This window comes from Paenibacillus sp. M2, from assembly GCF_046713495.1.
In the GTDB taxonomy this organism is placed as follows: domain Bacteria; phylum Bacillota; class Bacilli; order Paenibacillales; family Paenibacillaceae; genus Paenibacillus; species Paenibacillus amylolyticus_B.
In genome coordinates this window covers 4,588,198-4,607,186 of the sequence record NZ_CP169648.1, presented here as the reverse complement: position 1 = coordinate 4,607,186, position 18,989 = coordinate 4,588,198, and the positions used below count along the sequence as shown (strand labels likewise).

The 18,989-nt window shown below is 47.3% G+C and carries 15 protein-coding genes and 1 other annotated feature; of the genes, 14 read left to right on the top strand and 1 reads right to left on the bottom strand.

Going from position 1 to position 18,989, the window contains the following annotated elements; genetic code table 11:
• Positions 1-101: 101 nt before the first annotated feature.
• The 11 genes from ACETMN_RS20905 to ACETMN_RS20855 all read left to right on the top strand — a co-directional run bounded on the left by ACETMN_RS20905 (position 102) and on the right by ACETMN_RS20855 (position 14,549).
• Positions 102-1,289 (top strand): D-alanyl-D-alanine carboxypeptidase family protein, encoded by a 1,188-nt coding sequence (locus ACETMN_RS20905; RefSeq protein WP_091018076.1) that lies wholly within the window; start codon positions 102-104, stop codon positions 1,287-1,289.
• A 31-nt stretch (positions 1,290-1,320) separates the two neighbouring features.
• Positions 1,321-1,947, top strand: a complete 627-nt coding sequence (locus ACETMN_RS20900) for a nucleoside recognition domain-containing protein (protein WP_062835225.1) — start codon at positions 1,321-1,323, stop codon at positions 1,945-1,947.
• 6 nt (positions 1,948-1,953) lie between these two features.
• Positions 1,954-2,487, top strand: coding sequence for a spore maturation protein (locus ACETMN_RS20895; RefSeq protein WP_091018074.1), 534 nt, complete (start codon positions 1,954-1,956; stop codon positions 2,485-2,487).
• Positions 2,488-2,550: 63 nt separating this feature from the next.
• A complete protein-coding gene (locus ACETMN_RS20890) occupies positions 2,551-3,369 on the top strand; it encodes a serine protease (protein ID WP_091018072.1) in 819 nt (272 codons plus the stop codon).
• A gap of 196 nt (positions 3,370-3,565) precedes the next feature.
• The gene (locus tag ACETMN_RS20885; RefSeq protein WP_036607741.1) at positions 3,566-4,315 is read left to right on the top strand and encodes a pseudouridine synthase; all 750 of its coding nucleotides are present in this window, start codon (positions 3,566-3,568) and stop codon (positions 4,313-4,315) included.
• Positions 4,316-4,449: 134 nt separating this feature from the next.
• Positions 4,450-4,977, top strand: coding sequence for a redoxin family protein (locus ACETMN_RS20880; protein WP_017687661.1), 528 nt, complete (start codon positions 4,450-4,452; stop codon positions 4,975-4,977).
• 14 nt (positions 4,978-4,991) lie between these two features.
• On the top strand, positions 4,992-6,665 hold the full coding sequence (locus tag ACETMN_RS20875) for a cytochrome c biogenesis protein ResB (protein WP_091018070.1): 1,674 nt from the start codon (positions 4,992-4,994) through the stop codon (positions 6,663-6,665).
• The gene (gene ccsA, locus ACETMN_RS20870) at positions 6,662-7,924 is read left to right on the top strand and encodes a cytochrome c biogenesis protein CcsA (RefSeq protein WP_091018068.1); all 1,263 of its coding nucleotides are present in this window, start codon (positions 6,662-6,664) and stop codon (positions 7,922-7,924) included. Before ACETMN_RS20875 ends, ccsA begins: the two co-directional genes overlap by 4 nt.
• 139 nt (positions 7,925-8,063) lie before the next feature.
• Positions 8,064-8,780, top strand: a complete 717-nt coding sequence (locus ACETMN_RS20865; protein ID WP_017687664.1) for a response regulator transcription factor — start codon at positions 8,064-8,066, stop codon at positions 8,778-8,780.
• Between the two features lie 55 nt (positions 8,781-8,835).
• Positions 8,836-10,233, top strand: coding sequence for an ATP-binding protein (locus ACETMN_RS20860; protein ID WP_411735057.1), 1,398 nt, complete (start codon positions 8,836-8,838; stop codon positions 10,231-10,233).
• A gap of 194 nt (positions 10,234-10,427) precedes the next feature.
• The gene (locus tag ACETMN_RS20855) at positions 10,428-14,549 is read left to right on the top strand and encodes a BclA C-terminal domain-containing protein (RefSeq protein WP_411735056.1); all 4,122 of its coding nucleotides are present in this window, start codon (positions 10,428-10,430) and stop codon (positions 14,547-14,549) included.
• A gap of 198 nt (positions 14,550-14,747) precedes the next feature.
• Here the strand turns inward: ACETMN_RS20855 and serA are convergent, their stop codons facing one another.
• On the bottom strand, positions 14,748-16,343 hold the full coding sequence (serA, locus tag ACETMN_RS20850) for a phosphoglycerate dehydrogenase (RefSeq protein ID WP_017687669.1): 1,596 nt from the start codon (positions 16,341-16,343) through the stop codon (positions 14,748-14,750).
• A gap of 200 nt (positions 16,344-16,543) precedes the next feature.
• Positions 16,544-16,774 (bottom strand) — a binding site (T-box leader).
• A 335-nt stretch (positions 16,775-17,109) separates the two neighbouring features.
• Here serA and ACETMN_RS20845 point away from each other — a divergent pair.
• The 3 genes from ACETMN_RS20845 to ACETMN_RS20835 all read left to right on the top strand — a co-directional run bounded on the left by ACETMN_RS20845 (position 17,110) and on the right by ACETMN_RS20835 (position 18,979).
• Positions 17,110-17,703, top strand: coding sequence for a CPBP family intramembrane glutamic endopeptidase (locus ACETMN_RS20845; RefSeq protein ID WP_036607728.1), 594 nt, complete (start codon positions 17,110-17,112; stop codon positions 17,701-17,703).
• Positions 17,700-18,152, top strand: a complete 453-nt coding sequence (locus ACETMN_RS20840; RefSeq protein WP_091018064.1) for a hypothetical protein — start codon at positions 17,700-17,702, stop codon at positions 18,150-18,152. Before ACETMN_RS20845 ends, ACETMN_RS20840 begins: the two co-directional genes overlap by 4 nt.
• 80 nt (positions 18,153-18,232) lie before the next feature.
• The gene (locus ACETMN_RS20835; protein WP_179198575.1) at positions 18,233-18,979 is read left to right on the top strand and encodes a metallophosphoesterase; all 747 of its coding nucleotides are present in this window, start codon (positions 18,233-18,235) and stop codon (positions 18,977-18,979) included.
• Positions 18,980-18,989: the final 10 nt, after the last annotated feature.

The window sequence follows — 18,989 nt, the reverse complement described above, 5'->3', positions numbered from 1 at the left end:
AAGCGTGAGGGATTTTTGCTGTTTTTGCCCGATGGGACATACTCCAAGTTGCCCGGACATAAGATAGTACAAGATTCCAAGTGACCCGGAGGAATGAATTGATGCGAAAAATAACGAAAGTTCTTGCATGCATGCTTATCCCTGTCTTCTTGCTGTCTTCATTAGGGGTTACTCAAGCCCAGGCAACAATTCAAGGTCCGTCTACACATGCGCAAAGCGCTGCTCTCATTGATGTCACATCAGGCCGGATCTTATACAGTAAGGATGGGGATAAGGAATTGCGAATTGCCAGCTTGACCAAAATCATGACGGCGATTGTAGCGATCGAACACAGCAAGCTGGATGAGAAAGTGAAAGTGACTCCCACGGCTTTTGCCAAAGAAGGATCGTCTCTCTATCTGAAGTTAGGTGAAGAGATGACGCTTGAAAACATGTTGTACGGGCTAATGCTCCGTTCAGGCAATGACGCTGCCTCTGCGATCGCAGAACATGTCGGTGGATCGGAAGAAGGCTTTGTCCTGTTAATGAACAAAAAAGCGGAGCAAATCGGCCTGGCGCATTCCCATTTTATGAACCCTCATGGACTGGATGCAGAAGGTCACTATTCTACAGCTAATGACTTGGCCCGATTAACGGCATATGCGTTGCACAATCCGGTGTTCAAACGCATCGTAGCCACGGAGGACAAATCCGCACCGAACCCCAATGAAAGCTGGGAATACTCCTGGCATAACAAAAATAAAATGCTGCGGATGTATGAAGGTGCAGATGGCGTTAAAACCGGCTACACAAAGAAAGCTTTCAGATGTTTGGTCAGCTCCGCTACACGTAATGGACAGCAGCTCGCCGCAGTAACGCTGAACGACGGAAACGATTGGAACGATCATGCTCGGATGCTAGATTTCGGGTTTGAATACTTCCCGTTGGTAGAGATCGCGAAGCAAGAACAGCCTGTGCAAAATACAGATGTTGTTACGGGCCGGGGATTCTGGTACCCAATGGCTAAAAGTGAACAAGGCTCATTGACCAAGAAATTGATACTACACGAAAATCGAGGACAGTCGGAAACGGATGGCAAGGAACAATCGACAGATCCTTCGTTCGGATTGGCAGGTCGCATTGATATGCAACTTGACGGCAAACTTGTTGGCTCGATTCCGGTGTATCGCAAAGGTAGTTTTATTCCTCCGGAACCGAAGACAGCCGAGTCAACGCTGGGTGGCATCGGAGAAGTCTCTTCCTGGGCAGCTGCGTGGCGTGCCGTATTAAGTCACCTGTTGTCTCCTTAGTTGAACCATCGTTGAAGGGAGGGTATAACCATTGATCAATTTAATTTGGCTGCTTATGATCTTAATCGGATTTGCTTTTGCAGCCATCAACGGCAATATTGAAGTGGTCACGCAAGCCGCTTTTGATGGCGCGGCAACGGGAGTCACGGTCTGTTTTGGACTGATCAGTGTGCTTGTGTTCTGGATGGGTATGATGAAAATGGCTGAGGATGCTGGCCTCTTGGCCCGGATTGCCAAGCTGCTCGGTCCGGTTGTGGGTTTCCTGTTCCCCGATGTGCCCAAAAATCATCCGGCGATGGGTTATATTCTCTCCAATATGAGTGCGAATCTGCTGGGGCTAGGAAATGCGGCTACTCCAATGGGAATCAAAGCCATGCAACAGCTGCAGGAGCTTAATCCGGACAAACAAACCGCTTCTCCTGCCATGTGCACCTTACTGGCTCTGAATACGGCTAGTATTACCATTATTCCGACAACGCTGATCGCCATCCGCTTAAACTATCATTCCGCCAATGCTACAGAGATTGTGGGAACAACATTGATGGCTACCATTATCGCTACACTTGCTGCTATAATCGCCGATCGCTGGTATCGGAACAGGGCTTTACACAAACCGCCGCGCATACAGAAAAGTGGCAATCCCGGCATGAAAGGATGAGCACCTTTGTTAACCTTCATCAACTGGATCTCCGTCTGGGCCATCCCGGTTATTATCGCGTTTGTTCCATTATATGCGTTTACCAAAAAGGTCCCGGTTTACGAATCCTTTGTTGATGGGGCCAAGGATGGTTTCTCCACTGCAATCAGTATTATTCCGCATCTCGTGGGCATGATGGTCGCAATCAGTGTATTTCGTGCCTCGGGTGCACTGGATTTTGTGATTAGTCTGTTCGCTCCGCTGGTGTCCTGGATGGGTGTTCCGGGCGAAGTGTTGCCACTCGGAATACTGCGTCCTTTAACGGGGACAGGCTCTCTGGCGTTTACAACCGATCTGATCAAAACCCATGGTCCCGACTCCTTGATTGGACGTATGGCATCTACAATTCAGGGGAGTACAGACACCACGTTATATGTGTTGACTGTCTATTTTGGGGCTGTAGGGATACGGAACGGTCGATATGCACTCAAAGTAGGGTTGTTTTCCGATGTCGTTGGTTTTATTGCTGCCCTCGCCATTTGTTTGCTCGTTTTTGGTTAAAAGATATCTCCTTTCCTTCCGATATATTAGATATGCTAGAATAATAGCGGAGGAGAGTGAGACATGCAGAAGAGTTGGAAGCGAATGCTCCGTGTCGGAATGACAGGCGTGCTTGCTATTGCAATGCTCGCAGGGTCAACGGGGCTGGCGGCAGCTCAAGCCGTTCAGACGATACATTTTACAGGTTACTTTGATAAACAGCTGCGTGCACAAATGGCAGTTACGGCAGATTCTTTCCCAGTCGTGAATGTACGTTTGGTCAAGCAGGATGAACCCGATATGGTATATTATGATGTTGGAACCTCGATACTGATCTCAAAGGATGAAGTGCTCACGAATTACCATGTCGTTCAGAGTTTTGCTGAACTGTCTGATGGTGATGAAGGCACACTGACTGTTGCGAGTCCAGGTTCCTTAGGAAAGCCTGTAAAGGCAAAGATTATTAAGACAGATCCGGTGACAGACATGGCGCTGCTGAAGCTGGACAAGGAAATAGACGCCCAACCGGTCACATTTGCAAACGCGAGGGATAACCAGGTTGTCTATACGATTGGATTCCCCAAAAATCCTGCTGGTGATCTGGTCATCCTGGATGAAGATTTTCCTTCAACCTTCAATACGATAGCCAAAAGCAGAGTGTTTAGTTCTCAAGCTTCGGATGTTCCAGGTAAAAAGGGAATCGGCAGTATTGTGAAATCCATGGCCCAAGGTAATTCAGGTGGCCCTGTTCTGGATCAGAACAACCGGGTCATTGGTATGATGACATTTGTGTACGGTGGACGTACCTATTATATTACATCCAAAACATTGGAGACTTTCATTAAAGAGAGTACTAAACCTGCCAAAAAACAAGTTGCAGTTGCCGGCAAAGTTTCCAATTAAATGATTTGAGGAAAAGGCTTATCTTTACGCCATCTGTGTTCAACAGGTCGTGTAAAGGCAGGCTTTTTTTGCGTCAATCTCAAAGGGGGAGGTAGCCTAAAATACATATTCGTGTCGCCAGTTAACAAAATCCTTGGATTATCCTTGTGATTTCCCTGTTTGATGGGTATCATTAGTGTGAGGTGACATGACAAACATGGAAAGATTACAAAAAATTATCGCACAGGCAGGCATTGCATCCCGCCGCAAAAGCGAGGAACTAATCCTGTCCGGCAAAGTAGAAGTTAACGGGGAGGTCGTAACCGAACTGGGTACAAAAGCGAACCCCGAAGAGGATATGATTACGGTTAATGGAAAACCGATCCGCAGTGAGAAAAAAGTGTATTTGATGTTGAACAAGCCAAAAGGCGTAATCACAAGTGCATCTGACCCGGAAGGTCGGAAAATTGTATCCGACTACCTGAAAGGTGTCAAGGAACGCGTATATCCTGTAGGTCGTCTGGATTATGACACAGAGGGCTTATTGATCCTTACCAATGATGGTGAGTTTGCACATTTGCTAACGCATCCGAAGCATCATGTACCCAAAACGTATCACGCAACGGTCAAAGGTGTGCCACATGGTACAGCTCTGGAGAAATTAAAGACAGGCATTATGCTGGATGACGGCATGACGGCTCCTGCAGAGGTAGAGTACAAAGATGTGGATACAGCGGCTAATGAGTCGGTCATTTCCATTACGATCTATGAAGGACGTAACCGTCAGGTTAGACGTATGTTCGAGGCAATCAACCATCCGGTAACCCGTCTGAAACGGATTTCGTTTGGTGGTATTTTGCTACAAAACCTGAAACGTGGTCTGACACGTCATCTGACCAAAGAGGAAGTCAACAACCTGATTACCCTCGCACAATCAGAACCAGCCAAAAAAATGAAAAAAAGGTAATGTGAGGACACATAATTTTCATAAAACCGCCGCAGTTTTGTGACGAAATTCGCTATAATTGTTCATAGGATGTTCACAGTTGTCTTAGACCAATAAGATGCGAATGCTACAGTCACTTAAAAGGGGAGCAGCACATGGGCAAATCAAGAAGAACGGTGCAAATCGTCATTTTGTTATTGATCCTGGTGTTGGGCGGATATGCGATTACCACATCGGTATCCGGCTCGAATGGCAAGCCAAAGGAAGGGGATAAGTCTCCTTCTTTTGAACTGCTGGGCCTGGATGGTCAAGTTCATACGTCTGATGAGTACAAAGGAAAAGCAATGGTGATCAATTTCTGGGGCACTTGGTGTGAACCTTGTGTTAAAGAAATGCCTGCACTTCAGGCGCAAGCTGACAAATGGAAGGACCAGGGAGTACAATTTGTCGGAATTAATGTTGGAGAAGACCAGATGACCGTGGATAATTTTGTACGGCAGGTTGGGGTTACGTTTCCAATCATGTTAGACCGTGAGAAAAACTCGGTTCGTGATTTTGGGATCTCTCCGATGCCAACGACATTTTTTGTATCCGACACGGGCAAAATCTCTACCATTCATATCGGGCAACTTGATTTGGACACACTTGACGCTCAAATTTCGCAACTGGCGAAGCAGCCCTGATAGGAGGTCTATTCGTGTTCCAAAATACCAAATGTGAGTGCGGACACCAGAATCCGGTTGGCACTGTACTATGTGAAGCATGTGGGAAACCGATACTGGAGTCTGAAGCTAAATCGAATGAAGTGCTGGAAATGCGTTATGATGGCATGGCGCGCCGTTCACAGCGCAGTAATCCCAACATCATTGACCGCATATGGAACTTTTTTTCATCCGTCAAAATTGCCGTCTATATGATTGTTTTCACGCTTGTAGGTTCTATGCTTGGTACGATCTATCCGCAAGAAAGTACATTTTTAAATATTGATCCTTCCGTTTATTACAAAGAAACATACGGTCAGTTGGGTCATATCTATTATCTGTTGGGTTTATCCCATACATACGAATCCTGGTGGTTTATCTTGCTGTTGGTGCTGATTGGTGCATCATTGGTGATATGCAGTCTGGATCGCGTCCTACCGCTCTACAAAGCACTGAATAAACAGAAAATACGTAAACATACGCAATTTCTGACGAGACAGCGTCTGGTGTACCAAGGATCTATCGAAGAGGCACCAGAAGACTGGATTAAGAAAGCGGTTACGCCGCTTAAAAAGAAAGGCTACCGAGTGCACACCCAAGGTGATGCTTTGCTCGCCGAGAAACAGCGATTCAGTCGATGGGGCCCATATGTCATCCATATTGGACTCATTATATTTCTGCTGGCGGTGCTCGCACGAGGGCTACCTGGCCTGAATCTGGATGAGCATGTTGCTTTTCCAGAAGGTGAGATCAAAAAGATCCCGAATACGTCGATGTATCTGAAAAATGAACAGTTTAATGTTGAATTTTACAGTGAGGAAGAAGTACCTGAGCAATTCCGTAACCTGAATAAGACCGTTCCAAAACTGTTCGAAACAAAAGTTGTTTTATATGAATGTACAGCAGATTGTTCGGATCTTTCGAAAAAACCTCAATTGGCTGAGGTGGCCAGACATGATGTTCGTGTGAATCATCCATTAAATTATAACGGTCTGAAAGCATATCAGTTTGATTATGATCTAACACCTACCATTCGGTCCGTAACGCCGGATCTGGTCAATACAAAGACTGGTGAAGTATATGGGGCGATTAAGATTGATATGGTCGATACCCAAAAAACATTTGAAGCGGGTCCTTATGAACTGACCGTAAAGGAAAAGTTCATGGACTTTGGATTGGATGAGAATGGTCAGCCCAAATCAAAATCGCCTTCACCTAATGCACCTGCTTTTCTCTTTCTCATTAAGGGACCGAATCTGCCGGAAGAGGGGATACAATATCTTTATTTTGCGAAGCAGATTGATAAGCAACGGTTTCAGCAGGATGCAATTAACCAACAGCTGATCGGAGCAGAGATTCCTTTACAGTTGGAAGTAGACAGCATGGACAAGGTTGATATTATTCAATCCGTAAGTTATCTCAATATACGCGTGGATAAAGCAATGCCTTTTGTGTGGGTAGGAGCCGGCATTGTCATGTTGGGTCTGGTCATGGGTTTTTATTGGCATCATCGTCGCATCTGGATTCGTTTTGATGATCAACAGCTTACCTTGGGTGGACATACCAACAAAAACTGGTTTGGCTTCAGGCGTGAAGTCGCGGCTGTTTTGAAACAAATGAATTTGGAAGTGGAAGAGAAGTCGTTGGATAACGGGGGGAACCAAGCATGAATTTATTGGATTTCAGCAGCGACGCATTTATCGTAGCTTTCTTTCTCTATTGTGCCGCATTCTTTTTATATGGTGTTGCGGTAATGGGCAAAAAATGGAGCAATCGTGATCCTCTGGACCATATGAATCGCTGGGGTAAACGAGCTTTCATTGCCTCGACTGTCGCTTTGGCAGCACATCTTGTATTTTTTGCAACACGATGGGCTGGGGCAGGGCATATCCCGGTTAGTAACATGTACGAGTTTATGTCTTTTCTGTCCATGATGATCATGGTTGCATTTATCGTTGTATACGCCATATATCGGAAGTCACTACTGGGTTTGTTTGCCTTACCACTTACCATCATTATAATGGCTTACGCTGCTGTATTTCCTCAGGAGGTACAGCCGTTAATCCCGGCACTTCAGTCCATCTGGCTGAAAATTCACGTGACGTTGGCTGCACTTGGTGAAGCATTCTTCGCCGTGGGTTTTGCCGCAGGGTTCATGTATTTGCTCCGTACGGTTGATTTCAGTGGTAAAGACAAGTCTTCAAGACGGCAAAGAGGATGGGTTGAATTCACCCTGGTTACGATCGTCGTCGTTATCGGATTTATCGGGACGGTATTTGCCTTTCGTGCAGCTGGTTACGAGGCAGTTTTTGTACAGAAAACGGTCAGCATTGACACAGAGGTACAGGAAAATAGTACAATAGAGAAAGTGAATTATCGCATGCCTCCGATTTTTGCACCATATAATAGCGAAGTGGAGAGCATGACACCGTTTCTTGGCATGAAAAAACCTTTACTTGAGACGCCTTCCTGGATGAACGGCGTAAATGCCGGGCGCAAGCTGAATACGGTGGTTTGGTCACTTATTGTAGGTTTGATCCTATATGGAATTGTACGACTTCTTGTACGCAGACCACTTGGACAAGCGTTACAGCCAATGATGGATGGAATTGATGCCGATGATCTGGATGAGATAAGTTATCGTGCGATTGCCATCGGTTTTCCGATATTTACGCTGGGAGCATTAATCTTTGCCATGATCTGGGCTCAGATTGCCTGGAGTCGTTTTTGGGGCTGGGACCCCAAAGAGGTGTGGGCATTGATCACATGGCTATATTATAGTGTGTATCTGCATTTGCGTTTATCCAGAGGTTGGCAAGGTCAGAAGTCTGCATGGCTTGCAGTTCTTGGCTTCCTAGTCGTCATGTTTACGCTAGTTGGGGTGAATCTGATCATTGCTGGATTACATTCTTACGCTGGTGCGGACTAGGACAGACTCGTATTGCAAAGGTTGAGTTTAGAAGCGGGAAACACAAATGTACCTTTTTATTGAAGGGTATTCAAATATTGTTCGCCAGATCGAACATAATAGAAGTGATGAGGAGTTATTGCAAAGGGGCTGGAGAGGCATGGCTGAACATGAGAATCGAATACTGGTCGTGGATGACGAAGAGAGAATCCGCAGGCTTTTAAAAATGTATCTTGAAAAAGAAGGTTATGAAATCGATGAAGCCGAGGATGGGGAAACTGCGCTGCGTAAAGCAACAGCAGGGGACTACGGGCTGATTTTGCTTGATGTGATGTTACCAGGTATGGATGGAGTTGAAGTGTGTACCCGTCTTCGTCAGGTGAAATCAACGCCGGTTTTGATGCTCACTGCAAAAGGTGAAGAGATTAACCGGGTTCAAGGCTTCGAAGTTGGCGCTGATGACTATGTTGTAAAACCATTCAGCCCGCGTGAAGTGATTTATCGTGTCAAAGCGATTTTGCGTCGATCTTCCGCGACAGCTTATCTCTCCAAGGAGAGCAATTCGAGTAACAACATCGTGTTCCCGCATCTGGTTATTGAGCATGATGCCCACCGGGTAACCGCTGGTGGCGAAGAGATTAGTCTTACACCAAAAGAATATGAATTACTGCACTACCTGGCAACATCTCCCGACAAAGTTTTCTCCAGAGAAGAATTGCTCAAGGATGTATGGAATTACGAATTCTTTGGCGATCTTCGTACCGTGGATACGCATGTGAAGCGTCTTCGCGAGAAACTTAACAAGGTATCGCCTGAATCGGCGGCCATGATTACGACGGTGTGGGGTGTGGGTTATAAACTGGAAGTACCGAAGTAGTTTTAGTTTCTGGAGATCACTGGTCGGGAAGTTATGGATCACTATTATCTGCCTTGTGGGTTGTGTACTTATTGCGCTGGGTCTTTTTTTGCTGCCCTACATTGATACGAACTTTGCAGAATCCGAATCCAGAGATATTAAGCGGTTGTTCACCTATATCTGTATAATCGGATTCAGTTTAACCACGTTTTTTGCATTGTTTCTATTCACCAAAATAACGCAGCCCATGCAGCAATTGATTCAGGCAGCCAATGCGATTCGCAAAGGGAATTACGGAACACGTCTCTCCCTGGTAACGAGTGATGAGATTGGTGAACTTGCCAACACATTTAATCATATGGCTGCCCAACTGGAAGATAATATTCGAAACCTTAACCATGAGAAGGAACATTTGGCAAGTGTGCTTCGCAGCATGACCGATGCGGTAGTTACATTTGATGGTGAAGGCAAAGTTATTCTGACGAATCCGCCTGGAGAGAAGATCATGCAGGCATGGTATGATCTCGATTGGGAGAGAATGGACGAAGGACAAGAATCCGAGCAGTCTGACAAGACTTTGCGTGATGTACCTGAGCCCCTTCTCCCTTTGTTCAGAATGGTGATGGAGCAAGGTGGAGACCAGAACTCCAATGTTCACGTACAGCAAGGTGTCTGGTCTGTTCAGATGGCACCGTTGTATGCTGACAGTGTTATCAGAGGGGCTGTGGCTGTCTTGAGAGATGTAACCGAAGAAGTGCGTCTGGAGAAAATGCGGCGTGATTTCGTGGCTAACGTATCTCATGAGATACGAACACCGCTATCCATGATGCAAGGCTACAGTGAAGCCCTTTTGGACGGCATGGCAACCTCACCGGAAGAGAGCGAAGAACTGATCCAGGTCATTCATGATGAGTCCCTCCGGATGGGCAGATTGGTTAAAGACTTGCTTGATCTTGCCCGGATGGAAGCTGGACACACGGACATGGTGATGAAGGAAGTTGACCTTGGAGAATTACTTGAACGTGTATATCGGAAGTTCTCGGTGCGTTCAAAAGAACAGGGAATTCAACTGCACTTTGAGTTCGAACAGCCAACCATTGAACTTCAACAGGCAGATGAGGATCGACTTGAGCAAGTATTTACGAATTTGCTGGATAATGCGTTCAGACATACACCTACTGGAAAAAATGTTATGATCTCAGTTGAGCGGGTCACTTATCTTCGTGCTCCATTTGTCAGAGTTTCTGTGAAGGATCAGGGTGTAGGTATCCCTTCATCTGACTTGCCATTTATTTTCGAACGATTCTACAAAGCAGACAAGGCTCGTGTTCGGGGAGAAAGTGTAGGTACGGGGCTTGGTTTAGCGATTGTGAAAAATATTGTTGATGCGCATCAAGGCATGATTACCGTCAATAGTGTGCTTGGCGAAGGGACAGAGTTTATTTTGCAATTTCCTTTGGATTCATCGAAATAGCCTGAATTTCATACAAAAAGTGCGGAAACACCCTCTTATGGAGGGTGTTTTTTTGTTGAAGACTACCGTTTAATATTGTTCAACGTGGAACAAGAATGGTCTTTTTTTGACTAAAAAGAGTGTCCAAGATAATTTTCCTTCCTATATGACATAAGCTTGAAAAGCAAGCAAGATAGAGGAGGATTGAGTTAAGCATGTCCGATGATCGAAAAAGGGTCAATATTAAAGCTTTCCTGGAAGGCGGATCTTTTAGAGCAGGCTCTCCGTTTATTCCAATAACCACAAGCGAACTGGAGCAGTTTGAATCCATACTGCGTTCTTTGGCTGTGGCTATTCCTGCTGCAATTAGTCAGCCGATTTCAGCCAATATACTGTCATTGCAGAATGGATTACGTCAGTTACTTACTTTTGTAAATCAATCCGGATTTCGTGCCGGAGTAAAGGCAGAATTACAAGCCGTATTGGAATTAACGATTGCTGGTTCAGAGGTTGTCCCTGTTCCTCTTATTAATCTCGCAGGTAACTTGCAAAACTTACTGGATGACTTGTTAAGTGTGACGCTGCTTCTGGAAGTACCTCCTGCAGAAAAAGATAAACTTGTGGGATTAATTCGATCGATCTCCATATCGCTAAGTCGGGCGACGACAACTCTTGGAACTGGAGGGATTACCGGACCAGCTGGACCACAGGGAGTGCCAGGAGTTCCGGGGGTACCCGGTGTTCCAGGAGTCCCTGGGGTGAAAGGGGCTACTGGAACACCGGGAGGAATTGGACCAGTAGGACCGGTTGGCCCAGTTGGTCCACAGGGAGCACAGGGTCCGGCAGGAGCACCTGGTGTGGGTTTGAACAATATTACTGCATATGATCCTGCACTGGGACCAACTTATGCTCAAGGTCAAGTAGTAAGCTACGAGGGTAGTCTTTATGTTGCCAATGTAAACGGTCCCTTGGGTACACCCGGAAGTTCTCCAGACTACACTCTTTTGCTGTCGGGTGGAACGAATGGAGCAACGGGAGCAACCGGAGCTGGTTTGACAGGAGCCGTGGCATTTAATCCAGCGCTCGCCCCGGGTTATCCAGCAGGTCAAGTCATTACGTATAACGGTAGTACTTACATTACGAGTGTAGATGGTCCTCTAGGAACACCAGGATCTTCATCGGATTACACATTAATCACTGCTGCGGGGGCGACTGGTGCAACTGGAGCCACAGGTGCAGGATTAAGCGGCATCGTGCCATTCGATCCCGCATTAGCATCAACATATGCAGCTGGACAAATCGTCACGTTTGGTGGCAGTACTTATATTACAAATGTCGCTTCGCCAACGGGTACGCCAGGAAGTTCTCCAGACTATACATTGCTTGCAGGTGCAGGGCCTACAGGAGCCACAGGTGTAACGGGAGCAACCGGGGCGGGATTGTCAGGCCTTGTGCCATTTGATCCAGCCGTAGCCCCAACGTATCCAGCGGGTCAGGTTGTAACGTTTAACGGCAGTACGTATATTGTGAATGTCGCATCGCCAACCGGAACGCCGGATACATCGCCAGATTACACATTGCTTGCTGGCGCTGGAGCAACGGGTGTAACAGGTGCAACTGGAGTTGGAGTAACAGGAAGTACCGGAGTCACAGGAGCATCAGGAGTGACGGGAGCGACAGGCGTAGGTTTAAGTGGTATCTTGCCATTCAATCCAGCCGCAGCCCCAACGTATCCAGCGGGTCAGGTTGTAACGTTTAACGACAGTACGTATATTGCGAATGTGGCAGCACCAACCGGAACGCCGGGCACATCGCCAGATTACACGTTGCTTGCTGGCGCTGGAGCAACAGGTGTGACGGGTGCAACTGGCGTTGGAGTGACAGGAAGTACCGGAGCATCCGGCGTAACAGGAGCGACAGGCGTAGGTTTGAGTGGCATTGTACCATTCGATCCAGCCGTAGCCCCGACGTATCCAGCGGGTCAGGTTGTAACGTTCAACGGCAGTACCTATATTGCGAATGTAGCATCGCCAACCGGAACACCGGGGACTTCACCGGATTACACATTGCTTGCGGGCGTGGGAGCAACAGGTGTTACAGGAGCAACCGGCTTTGGAGTAACGGGAAGTACCGGAGTCACGGGAGCATCGGGCGTAACAGGAGCGACAGGCGTAGGTTTAAATGGCATTGTACCATTCGATCCAGCCGTAGCCCCAACGTATCCAGCGGGCCAGGTTGTAACGTTCAACGGCAGTACGTATATTGCGAATGTGGCATCGCCAACCGGAACGCCGGGCACATCGCCGGATTACACGTTGCTTGCGGGCGCAGGAGCAACAGGTGTGACGGGTGCAACTGGAGTTGGCGTAATCGGCAGTACGGGATTAACAGGTGCGGCTGGCGAAACAGGAGCGACAGGGATAATCGGAGCCACGGGTGTCACTGGTGAAACAGGTACGACAGGGATAACCGGAGCCACGGGAGTCGGCGTAACGGGAAGTACGGGAGTAACAGGTGCCACTGGTGAAACCGGAGCGACAGGGATAACTGGATCTACGGGAGTCGGCGTAACGGGAAGTACCGGGATAACGGGTGCGACGGGGGAAACCGGAGCCACAGGGATAACCGGAGCAACGGGAGTCGGCGTAACGGGAAGTACCGGGATAACGGGTGTCACTGGTGAAACAGGAGCGACAGGGATAACTGGAGCAACAGGAGTCGGCATAACAGGAAGTACCGGTGTAACGGGTGCTACTGGCGAAACGGGAGTAACGGGTCTTGCGGGGTCGACCGGAACGACTGGGGTTACAGGAGCTACAGGTACAACCGGGACAACGGGTGTCATTGGTGAAACAGGTACGACAGGGATAACCGGAGCCACGGGAGTTGGTATAACAGGAAGTACGGGAGTAACAGGTGCCACTGGTGAAACCGGAGCGACAGGGATAACTGGAGCAACAGGAGTCGGCATAACAGGAAGTACCGGTGTAACGGGTGCTACTGGCGAAACGGGAGTAACGGGTCTTGCAGGGTCGACCGGAACGACTGGGGTTACAGGAGCTACAGGTACAACCGGGACAACGGGTGTCACTGGTGAAACAGGTACGACAGGGATAACCGGAGCCACGGGAGTCGGCGTAACGGGAAGTACCGGGGGAACTGGTGCGACTGGTGAAACCGGAGCGACAGGGATAACTGGAGCCACGGGAGTCGGCATAACGGGAAGTACCGGACCAACGGGTGCAACTGGGGAAACAGGAGCGACAGGGATAACTGGAGCCACGGGAGTCGGCATAACGGGAAGTACCGGACCAACGGGTACAACTGGGGAAACAGGAGCGACAGGCATAACCGGAGTCACGGGAGTCGGCATAACAGGAAGTACCGGAGCAACGGGTGCGACTGGTGAAACGGGAGTAACGGGTCTTGCAGGGGCGACCGGGACGACTGGGGTTACAGGAGCTACAGGTACAACCGGGACAACGGGTGTCACTGGTGAAACAGGTACGACAGGGATAACCGGAGCCACAGGAGTTGGTATAACAGGAAGTACCGGGTCAACGGGTGCAACTGGAGAAACAGGAGCGACAGGGATAACCGGAGCTACGGGAGTCGGCGTAACGGGAAGTACTGGAGTTACTGGTGCGACGGGGGAAACCGGAGCGACAGGCATAACCGGAGCAACGGGTGCAACTGGGGAAACAGGAGCTACTGGTGCAACCGGAGCAACGGGAGTCGGCATAACAGGAAGTACCGGAGCAACGGGTGCGACAGGTATAACCGGAGCAACGGGTGCGACAGGTATAACCGGAGCAACGGGAGTTGGTGTAACGGGAAGTACTGGAGTTACTGGTGCGACTGGTGAAACCGGAGCCACGGGAGTCGGCGTAACCGGAAGTGCAGGAGTTACCGGAGCAACAGGTGCAACCGGAACATCTGTAACATCTAACTCGGCTTTTGCTGAGAACACTAATGGTACGATTGTTGTAATATTGGGTGGTACACTCGTTCCATTACCGAATAACCAAAATATTGGCACAGGTATAACCGTCAATGGGACAAATGACACCTTCACACTGGCCAATGCAGGTCGTTACTATATCTCATACAAAATAAATCTGACAGCTGCACTTGCTATCCAATCTCGGGTTTTACTTAACGGTGCAGCAATTCCAGCGAGTGTAGTATCTCCAGTACTTTCACTCAGTCAGCTGCAGTCTGACTTTATGGTTACCGTTACCGCTGGTTCAACAATACAGTTACAATTATTCGGGCTTGTTGGCACAGCTGTTCTTTCTCCTCCGGGGTCTACACTAAACATTATTCAGTTAAGTTAATAGTTCGATTACGTATTAAGACTTTTCCCCATTGACCAAAAGAAGCGGAGTTGATATGGGAGTGATGGGCACCCCTTTTACAATTCCACTAATATTTTGTTTGCAAGCTTCATCACCGATATTTCAGCGGGTACACGACAAAAAAGACGGGAACCACGAGGGCCCCGTCTTTCCTTTTACATATAGAAATATATTTGATTATTCCAGAACAATTTCAACAGCAGTATTAATTTCAGGCAGCGCAGCAAGCTGCACAAGCACATCTTTTGGAACAGCTTTATCTACGGTCAGAATCATGATCGCTGCACCACCAATAATTTTACGTCCAACCTGCATGGATGCGATGTTGACATCGTTTTGTCCAAGCAGTGTGCCTACACGACCGATAATACCTGGTTTATCGTTATGTGAGATCAAGATTTGATGACTTTCCGGAGCGATATCTACCGGGAATTTATCCAGACGAACGATACGCTCTCCATAACCTGCAAGGAGTGTACCCGCTACACGGCGTTCCTCAGCATCCTGAGTTGTAACCAATGTTACGGTAATCAGGTTAGTAAATCCTTTAGTTGTTGAGGTTTGGCTTACAACCACATTCAGATCACGGATTTTGGCCAGATGCATGGAGTTAACGATGTTGGCTTCCCCACCCAAATGTCTGGCGAGAATCCCTTTCACAATGTAACGTGTGAGAGGAGAAGTATCTACTTCAGAAAGTTCACCAGCATAGTCGATACGAATCTCCTGCACTGCATTTTGTGTAATCTGTGCTGCAAAACTACCCAACGTTTCACCCAGTTTGAAATACGGCTGCAATTTGTTCATCACGGTTGGTGCAACAGCAGGCATGTTAACTGCGTTCTTGAACGGTTCGTTGCGCAGAATATGAAGAACTTGTTCCGATACATCGATAGCCACGTTCTCTTGTGCTTCTACTGTGGACGCACCAAGGTGAGGCGTAACGATAATGCTTGGGTGATTCAGGAACGGGTGATCAGCGGCTGGCGGCTCGCTTTCGAATACGTCAAATGCTGCACCAGCAACAATACCCTGATCAATGGCTTCGACAAGTGCCATCTCGTCAACTACACCACCACGAGCACAGTTAATGATACGCATGCCTTTTTTCATCACTTCGAATTGTGGACGTGAAATCATATGCCGTGTTTCCGGTGTTAATGGCGTGTGAACGGTCATGAAGTCCGCATTGCGAATGATATCATCTACACTAGCCAGCTTCACTTGCAGCTTCTCGGCACGCTCCTCCGTGAGGAACGGGTCGTAAGCAAGAATGTCCATTCCAAATGCTTTGGCGCGCTTGGCAACTTCACTACCGATCCGTCCCATACCCAGTACACCGAGCGTTTTGTTTCTTAATTCCACACCCAGGAAGGTTTTGCGATCCCACGTACCCTGAATTGTCTTGGCGTATGCCTGAGGAATGTGTCGTGCCAATGCCATCATCATGGCAAACGTGTGCTCACAGGTTGTGATGGTATTGCCATCAGGTGCATTAATAACGATGATACCGCGCTGTGTAGCAGCTTCCAGATCAATGTTATCTACACCAACACCTGCACGTCCGATCACCTTGAGGTTGGTACCAGCCGTCATAATACGATCTGTAACACGAGTCTGGCTGCGAACCAAGAGGGCATCATATTCACCAATAATGGCAACAAGTTCATCTTCACTAAGACCGGTTTTCTTCTCAACAACAACATCATTTGCATCCACCAGTTGCTGGATCCCCAGATCACTGATTGGGTCCGACACTAACACTTTGTACATGGTTTCTTCCTCCTTAGGTATGTGTATCTATATCGTCAAGGAACTGACCTCAGCGAAGAGGTATTCCTTAAAACCAGGTTGATTCTTCCGCCCAACAACGCGGTGTCGCAACAGAGGGGGAAGGTGAAGCAAATAGAGTGATCCCACAGATATCCTTTAAAATAAATCAAAAAACTCTCAATCCACATACTGCTTGCGCAATAAGGGACGAGAGTTGTCGTGGTACCACCCTAATTCACCGCCGTTTCGCAACGACAGTCTTAGCGGTCAATGAAGACCGAAGAGGATAACGGGTCTAAACCGATTGCACCTACTCCAATTTCAATGCAATAACTCAGGAGCGCTCAAGACCATTTGCCTGCCACCGATTCACACCTACCATCGGCTCTCTGTAAGACGAAGCAACGTCTTTTTTCCATCATCGTGTTTAACGTGACTAATTTTTTCATAATGTATCATGGCTGACATGAGCATGTCAATAGGCTTAAATGTTTTAAAATGTTTTGCAGATGTCTTTAGATTCACACATAAACAGAGTCACCATAAGTAATGCAATAGTTAATATACCTACCACAAGAAGATGGAAAGTAAGCTGTTTGGTGAACTGAATTTTACTGCTTTAATGAAGTAATGGCAATGACATCTAACCAGGACTTGGGGCAGGTCTTGAACCTAATTGGTTTTTTGGCTATCATTTAGTATACTATCCGATTGGACAACGTAATTGTTATCCATCAAATTTAACTCAAGAGGACAGACGCATCCGATGAAAAAATTCAAGTTTCCCAAGTTCAAGATTCAGAAGGCTGAGCCACAGCAGCTTACCGAGCGTTTGCTTTTAATCAATCTATACTTTACACAAGGTCTGACACTGATTATCGGAGTTGTGTGGATCTTATTGCAGAAACGAAACTTGTTAGATGTACTCGCATGGCCTGACAATTACCAATTTATATGGTGGGGTCTTGGTCTTGCAGGAATAATGCTTGTTATGGACTTGGTACTGTCGTATGTTATACCTCAGGAAAGCATGGATGACGGTGGAATTAACGAGATGCTGTTCCGTGGGCGTCCGATCTGGCACATTGTATGTATAGCAGCCATTGTTGCTGTGTGTGAGGAATTATTATTCCGTGGAGCCATCCAACATGCCATCGGTCCTTACTGGACAAGTATTTTATTTGCAGTTATCCATATTCGTTATTTGCGCCACTGGATTCCAACAGGCTGGGTGTTTGTCTCAAGTTATGGATTGGGTTGGATTTACTTGCAGTCCGGCACATTATGGGCGCCTATATTATGTCACTTTATTATTGATTTGGTGTCCGGATTAGCGATACGTTTTCGGAGGGGATCATGAATCAGCCATTAAGTAGAATGAAGACATATGGCAGTCAGCGCCATCGTCAATCGGATAAAAAAGAGAAATCCGAGCGTCTGGTGGCTTCTCAAGTAAGCATCGTTGCTGAAACGGCAGCAGCTGCTGAGATTGGCGAAATCACACCAATTACTTCCGTTTCTTTACCTAGATCACAGCGCAAGCCTTATACAGAAAAACTGGAAAGTCCAGTACTTCCTCAAAGGGCACCATCACGCTCCAAAAAAACGCCAAATTCAACGGAAGAATCGATCCCCGAAGCGGGTTCGCTTCCTACACGGACAGAATTACATCCTTCACGTCGGTTAAAATTGAGCAAGAGGTTTGTTAATTCACTCATTTTTATTTTTGTCATGTTAACGATTAGTCTGGTTTGGTGGGGGGTTGAAGGGGCACCCGCTCTGAATACGTTCCTTCCCTTGCCGTGGTAATGCTTTTACTCGCAGGTTTAATCATTTTGATGGGAGTTTTACTACTTTTTCATATGTGGCGAGAAGCCCATATTCATCAAATGATTGAAGAAGAGGTTGAAGTGCCTCATCTGCCAACATCCTTTGACGGGGCTATGATTTTGTATGTATCCGATACTCACAAGCGCAAGCTGAAGCAGAAGGATCTGGAATACGTAAAAAACAAGGTGGACTGGGTTCTCATCGGCGGGGATGTTGCGGAAAAAGGAATCTCATGGTCTATAGTTAGACATAACATGAAAATTTTATCGAACATTGCTCCTTCATTTACGGTGTATGGCAACCATGACAAGAGGGCTGGTACCGCTCAACTTGCGCGAGTCCTTCGGGAATCGGACGTTAAGCTCCTTCAGGATGATGTGGAATATCTACAAAGGGGCAACGACAGATTGAGCCTGATCGGCATAGACTATCGTTCCAAACAGGGCGATGTATTACTACAGCAGATCGGTAACCGTTTATGCAGAATTGCTATCGTTCATGATCCTTTGCAGGCCCTTCGTTTGGAAGAAAATGCAGATCTTATTTTAAGCGGTCATACACATGGGGGACAATTGGTAATCCCATTTTTCGGACCTGTGTTCCTGAGCAAAGCGTATCATCCCGTATCGAACGGGTGGTACTCCCTGAAGCGCAGTCCGGAGGACGTTAACCAAAAAGGCAAAATGCTTGTTAGCAGAGGATACGGTACAAATCATCTTCCACTCCGACTAGGTTGTCCTGCGGAGATGCATATCATCACGTTAAGAGTGCCCGCAGAAACAGCACTCACAGAGAAACAGCCCTGATCCACTGGAT

Bases quoted from the DNA above. Each gene is read 5' to 3' on its own strand.
- ACETMN_RS20905 (WP_091018076.1), top strand. From the start codon at position 102: ATGCGAAAAATAACGAAAGTTCTTGCATGCATGCTTATCCCTGTCTTC.
- ACETMN_RS20890 (WP_091018072.1), top strand. From the start codon at position 2,551: ATGCAGAAGAGTTGGAAGCGAATGCTCCGTGTCGGAATGACAGGCGTG.
- ACETMN_RS20885 (WP_036607741.1), top strand. From the start codon at position 3,566: ATGGAAAGATTACAAAAAATTATCGCACAGGCAGGCATTGCATCCCGC.
- ACETMN_RS20880 (WP_017687661.1), top strand. From the start codon at position 4,450: ATGGGCAAATCAAGAAGAACGGTGCAAATCGTCATTTTGTTATTGATC.
- ccsA (WP_091018068.1), top strand. From the start codon at position 6,662: ATGAATTTATTGGATTTCAGCAGCGACGCATTTATCGTAGCTTTCTTT.
- ACETMN_RS20865 (WP_017687664.1), top strand. From the start codon at position 8,064: ATGGCTGAACATGAGAATCGAATACTGGTCGTGGATGACGAAGAGAGA.
- ACETMN_RS20855 (WP_411735056.1), top strand. From the start codon at position 10,428: ATGTCCGATGATCGAAAAAGGGTCAATATTAAAGCTTTCCTGGAAGGC.
- serA (WP_017687669.1), bottom strand. From the start codon at position 16,343: ATGTACAAAGTGTTAGTGTCGGACCCAATCAGTGATCTGGGGATCCAG.
- ACETMN_RS20845 (WP_036607728.1), top strand. From the start codon at position 17,110: ATGAAAAAATTCAAGTTTCCCAAGTTCAAGATTCAGAAGGCTGAGCCA.
- ACETMN_RS20840 (WP_091018064.1), top strand. From the start codon at position 17,700: ATGAATCAGCCATTAAGTAGAATGAAGACATATGGCAGTCAGCGCCAT.
- ACETMN_RS20835 (WP_179198575.1), top strand. From the start codon at position 18,233: ATGATTGAAGAAGAGGTTGAAGTGCCTCATCTGCCAACATCCTTTGAC.